The organism is Mesorhizobium sp. P5_C1, from assembly GCF_054049815.1.
Genome location: NZ_JBFULQ010000397.1, coordinates 1 through 5336 on the forward strand (window position 1 = coordinate 1; position 5336 = coordinate 5336).

4 protein-coding genes are annotated in these 5336 nt (G+C 62.5%); 2 read left to right on the forward strand and 2 right to left on the reverse strand.

Features of this window, described 5'->3' with window-relative positions; genetic code table 11:
* Positions 1-2: 2 nt before the first annotated feature.
* Together parC and ACXJ7R_RS24140 are read left to right on the forward strand one after the other, a co-directional pair.
* Positions 3-2183: a DNA topoisomerase IV subunit A gene (gene parC / locus ACXJ7R_RS24135; protein ID WP_457154027.1), complete on the forward strand. Its 2181-nt coding sequence runs from the start codon at positions 3-5 to the stop codon at positions 2181-2183.
* Positions 2184-2380: 197 nt separating this feature from the next.
* Positions 2381-3595 (forward strand): AI-2E family transporter, encoded by a 1215-nt coding sequence (locus tag ACXJ7R_RS24140; RefSeq protein WP_457154028.1) that lies wholly within the window; start codon positions 2381-2383, stop codon positions 3593-3595.
* A 163-nt stretch (positions 3596-3758) separates the two neighbouring features.
* Here ACXJ7R_RS24140 and ACXJ7R_RS24145 read toward each other — a convergent pair whose 3' ends face one another.
* Together ACXJ7R_RS24145 and ACXJ7R_RS24150 are read right to left on the reverse strand one after the other, a co-directional pair.
* Positions 3759-4655: a DMT family transporter gene (locus tag ACXJ7R_RS24145; RefSeq protein WP_095085762.1), complete on the reverse strand. Its 897-nt coding sequence runs from the start codon at positions 4653-4655 to the stop codon at positions 3759-3761.
* A gap of 118 nt (positions 4656-4773) precedes the next feature.
* Positions 4774-5336 (reverse strand): arginyltransferase (locus tag ACXJ7R_RS24150; protein ID WP_457154029.1); only part of this gene is annotated, 563 nt, incomplete at its 5' end.

Genomic DNA, 5336 nt, shown 5'->3' on the forward strand with positions numbered 1-5336 from the left:
CGCTGGAAGAGCGCTATCTGGCCTATGCGCTGTCGACCATCATGCACCGGGCGCTGCCGGACGTGCGCGACGGACTGAAACCGGTCCATCGCCGCATCATGCACGCCATGCGTCTGCTGCGGCTGAACCCCGACCAGGGCTTTGCCAAATGCGCCCGCATCGTCGGCGAGGTGATGGGCAAGTTCCATCCGCATGGCGACCAGTCGATCTATGACGCGCTGGTGCGGCTGGCGCAGGATTTTTCGATGCGCTACCCCCTGGTCGACGGGCAGGGCAATTTCGGCAACATCGACGGCGATAACGCCGCTGCCATGCGCTACACCGAAGCGCGCATGACCGATGTGGCGACCGAGCTGTTGTCCGGCATCACCGAAGATGCCGTCGACTACCGGCCGACCTACAATGAAGAAGACGAGGAGCCGGTGGTTTTGCCCGGCGCCTTTCCAAACCTGCTCGCCAACGGCTCGTCTGGCATTGCCGTGGGCATGGCGACATCGATCCCGCCCCACAACGCGGCCGAACTTTGCGACGCGGCACTTCACCTGATCGAGCATCGCGATGCGCCGGTGGCGAAGCTGATGGACTTTGTCCAGGGACCGGATTTCCCGACCGGTGGCATTATCGTCGACAGCCGCGCCGCTATCCTGGAAGCCTATGAAACCGGGCGCGGCGGCTTTCGCGTCCGGTCGAAGTGGATCCAGGAGGACCAGGGCAGGGGCACCTGGAGCATCGTCGTCACCGAAATCCCCTACGGCGTGCAGAAGGCGCGGCTGATCGAGAAGATCGCCGAGCTCTTGATGGCGCGAAAGCTGCCGCTGCTCGAGGATATCCGCGACGAAAGTGCGGAAGACATCCGCGTCGTGCTGGTGCCGAAGAGCCGCTCGGTCGACCCGGGGATCCTGATGGAATCGCTTTTCAAGCTGACCGAGCTCGAAAGCCGCTTTCCCCTCAACATGAACGTCCTGTCGCGCGGCAAGGTGCCCAACGTCCTGTCGCTGAAAGGCGTGCTGCAGGAATGGCTCGAACACCGCCGTGACGTGCTTGTTCGCCGCTCGAAACATCGTCTTGGCGAGATCGAAAGACGGCTGGAGATCCTCGCCGGCTACCTGATCGCCTATCTCAACATCGACGAAGTGATCAGGATCATTCGCGAGGAGGATGAGCCCAAGCAGGTGATGATGGCCCGCTGGTCGCTCACCGACACCCAGGCCGAAGCCATCCTCAACATGCGGCTGCGYGCYCTGCGCAAKCTSGAAGAATTCGAGATCCGCAAGGAATTCGACGGTCTGAGCGCCGAGAAGAAACAGATCGAGGCGCTGCTTGCTTCAAACGAAAAGCAATGGGCGACGATCAAGTGGGAAGTCACCAATATCCGTGACAAGTTCGGCCCGGAGACCGAGCTCGGCAAGCGCCKCACCCAGTTCGCCGATGCGCCCGAACACGACCTGACCGACATTGCGCACGCCATGATCGAGCGCGAGCCAGTCACCGTGGTCGTCTCGGAAAAGGGTTGGCTGCGGGCGATGAAGGGGCATCTTGCCGATCTCTCGACGCTGACCTTCAAGGAGGGCGACAGCCTTAAGCTCGCCTTCCATGCCCAGACCACCGACAAGGTGCTGGTCTTCACGACGGGCGGCAAGTTCTACACCATCGGCGCCGACCGGCTGCCGGGTGGCCGCGGCCATGGTGAGCCGATCCGCATCATCGTCGACATGGACAATGACCAGGACATCGTTACCGCCTTCGTCCACGATCCCAAGCGCAAGCTTTTGCTGGCTTCGTATGACGCCAATGGCTTCATCGTGCCGGAGGAGGAAGTCGTCGCCAACACCCGCAAGGGCAAGCAGGTGATGAACGTCAAGGCGCCCGACGAGGCCAAGCGCTGCATCCCGCTCACTGGCGACCATCTGGCCATCGTCGGCGAGAATCGCAAGATGCTGGTGTTCGCACTCTCCGACATCCCGGAGATGGGACGCGGCAAGGGCGTTCGCCTGCAGAAATACAAGGATGGCGGCCTTCTGGATCTCAAGCCGTTCACGCTGGAGAGCGGCCTGTCCTGGCAGGATTCGGCCGACCGCACCTTCGTCCGGTCGCGTGAGGAACTGGCCGAATGGATCGGCGCCCGTGCCTCTGCCGGCCGCATGGTGCCGAAGGGCTTCCCGAGGACAGGGAAGTTTGGGTAGCTGCTAATCTCCCCCTCGAGGGGAGATGTCGCCGAAGGCGACAGAGGGGTTGGTCGGCGTTTCATGCGCGGCGCCCCACTCTGGCGGCTGCCGGCCATCTCGCCCTCGCAGCTTCACCATCATCATTTGGACTATCGTCACGATTGCTGCACTATACCAGTGCATAAGCAGGAAAGGTGTTCGGGAGAAGCGGGCGTTTGAGGGAAGCAAAAATCCAGAAACCGGAACGGCAGCAGCGCCTGTTCGGCCTGTCGACGCCGCTGCGATCGGCCGTCATTCCGCCGCTGTCGGCGGCGCGCTGGCTGCTGGTGCTGATCGTCGCCGCCGGTGTTTATTTCTTCCATGGCTTCCTGTTTCCGGTGCTGGCGGCGCTGGTCATCGCTTTTGCAAGCTGGCCGCTCTACCGGCGGCTGCTTGTCGCGGTTGGCGGCAACCGCACCATCGCCGCGACCTTTGCCATCCTGTTCATCCTTGCCTTCCTGGTGGTGCCGATCGCGCTTGCCGGCACCTACGCCATCAACGAGGTGCGCGAGTGGGTCGGCTGGGCGATCGAGACCAACCGGCACGGCGCCGTGACGCCGCACTGGATCGCCACCATGCCTGTCGTGGGCGAGTGGCTGAACGAGCAATGGACGACCAATTTTGGCCATCCCGGCGGCATCGGCGAACTGATCCAGTTGGTCAGCGGTGCCAATATCGGCAGCATCTATCGCGGCGTCCTTGCCGCCGGCGGCAGCGCCTTCGGCCTGCTCCTGACGCTGCTGTTCATGATGATCGCGCTGTTCTTCGCCTATCGCGACGGCGAGCATTTTGCCGGCCAGATCGACCGCCTCGGCGAGCGCATCCTGCCGACCAGATGGGAGCGGATCTCGCGCGTCGTGCCGGCAACGATCTCTTCGACCGTGACCGGCATGACCGTCATCGCCATCGGTGAGGGGCTGGTGCTGGGCATTGCCTACTGGCTGGCCGGCGTGCCGTCGCCGGTAACGCTCGGCGCCCTGACCGGCGTCATGGCGCTCATCCCCGGCGGCGCACCGCTGTCCTTCACCCTGGTCTCGATCTACCTCGCCGCCAGCGGGTCGCCGATGGCTGGGCTCGCGCTGTTCCTATGGGGTGCGGTCGAGCTGTTCATCGTCGACAAGACGCTGCGCCCGAAGCTCGTCGGCGGGCCGATAAAGCTACCTTTCCTGCCGACTTTTTTCGGCCTGATCGGCGGCGTCAAGACCATGGGGTTCCTCGGCCTGTTCATCGGCCCGGTGCTGATGGCCCTGCTAGTCGCGATCTGGCGCGAGTGGCTGCGCGAGGTGGAACTGACCGACGAAATCATGTCGGGTTCGCCGGCCGAAATCGAAGCTGGCCCGCAGATCGAGGTTCTGCCTGAACCCAGCGTGGTGAAGAAAGCCAGCGCCTGATTCTGCGATCCGGTTCGCGTTAAGGGGTGTTGAGAGTCAGGTTAGGCCGAGCCGAAAGCGACGGCTTTCGAGAACCGGAGCGGAGCGTACTTTTCGTACGTGAGCACCGGAAGCGCAGGAAACCGCCGTTTGCAGGCCGGCATCACCTGAATATCGACATACCTTAGGCCGGGTGATGCACCGCAAGGTCGCCACGGCGCTTGCGTCCGTCGTGCAGTTGCCACAGCGAATGGGCTATCAGCGTGACGATCAGGATCACGCCGCCGATCAGGCTGTTGCGGGTCGGTGTCTCGGCAAAGATCATCCACACCCAGACCGGCGCCAGCACGGTTTCGAGCAGGTAGAACATCGCCACTTCGGGACCTGAAATGTATTTCGGACCGTTGGCGAGGCAAAAGAACGAGATCGGCATGATGACGGCGCCGTTGAAGATGATCCACCATGGCGCATTGACCTGAAAACCTTCGCCAGTGACCATGAAAGCCGCCAGCGCCAGCGGCAGAAGGACGCCGACAAGGGCCGTGAATCCCATATCCTTGCCGCTGGCGTGCGAGATGGTGATGGCGACCGCGATGAAGAATGCCGAGCACAGCGCCATGAAATCGCCGAACAGGTGCCCGGTGCCGACCGAGCCGCCGACGATGACCAGCACGCCGAGGATCATGACCAGCATCGCCACGATCGTTACCAGCCTTGGCTTCTCCTTCAGGAATATCCAGGACAGCAGCGCGGCGAAAACGGGGTTGAAGGCCAGGATGAACACCAGGTCGGCGGTCGAGGTGTGGAAGACGGCGGTGACGAAGGTGATCGAGGTCAGCCCGTAGCAAATCGCCACGACAAGGCCGGACCAGCCGGGGATGAGTTGCGGGGCGTTCCGGCTGAGCGCGCGCCAGATCGACCAGATGATCATGGCCGCGACGAAGGTGGTGCCAGTGCGCAGCAGCAGGATCGTCCATGCGCCGCCGTCGGCGAGCCGGATCAGCGGGATATCGACGGTCAGCGTCAAGCCGCCGATGGCTGTTATCAGAAGGCCTTTCTGGTGGTCGTTGTGGGAGGACATGCAGCAACTTTCGCAATGAAATGCAGGTGGACCGGCGCAATGGCGCACTCTCTAGCCAAGCGGCTGAAAGACCAGCATCCCCCGCTTTGAAACAGTTATGAGTGGATCGTGGAAAAACTCAGCGTGAAACCGCTTCGTTGGTGTAACGCTCCCAGCCCTTCGGGCCGAGATGCTCCTGCGGCATGAAGCGCATCTTATAATTCATCTTGCGCGAGCCGTTGACCCAGTAGCCGAGGTAGACATGGGGCAGGCCCATGGCCCTGGCGCGGGCGATATGATCGAGGATCATGAACGTGCCGAGCGAACGATCCTCGAAATCGGGATTGAAGTAGGAATAGACCATCGACAGGCCGTCGGCCATCTTGTCGGTGAGCGCCACCGCGATCAGTTCGCCCTGTCCCTTGCCGGTGATGAAGGTGTCGGGCCCGCGCCGCCGGTATTCGATCACCTTGGTGTCGACATGGGTGTCCTCGACCATCATGGCGTAGTCGAGCACCGTCATGTCGGACATACCGCCACGCCGGTGGCGGGCGTCGAGGTAGCTGCGAAATAGCGAATATTGTTCGGTCGAGGGCTCGGCATTGTGCATGTAACCGACGAGGTCGGAATTGTGCTGCAGCACCCGCTTCATGTTGCGGCTGGCGCTAAATTCCTGGGCGAGGATGCGTACCGAAACGCAGG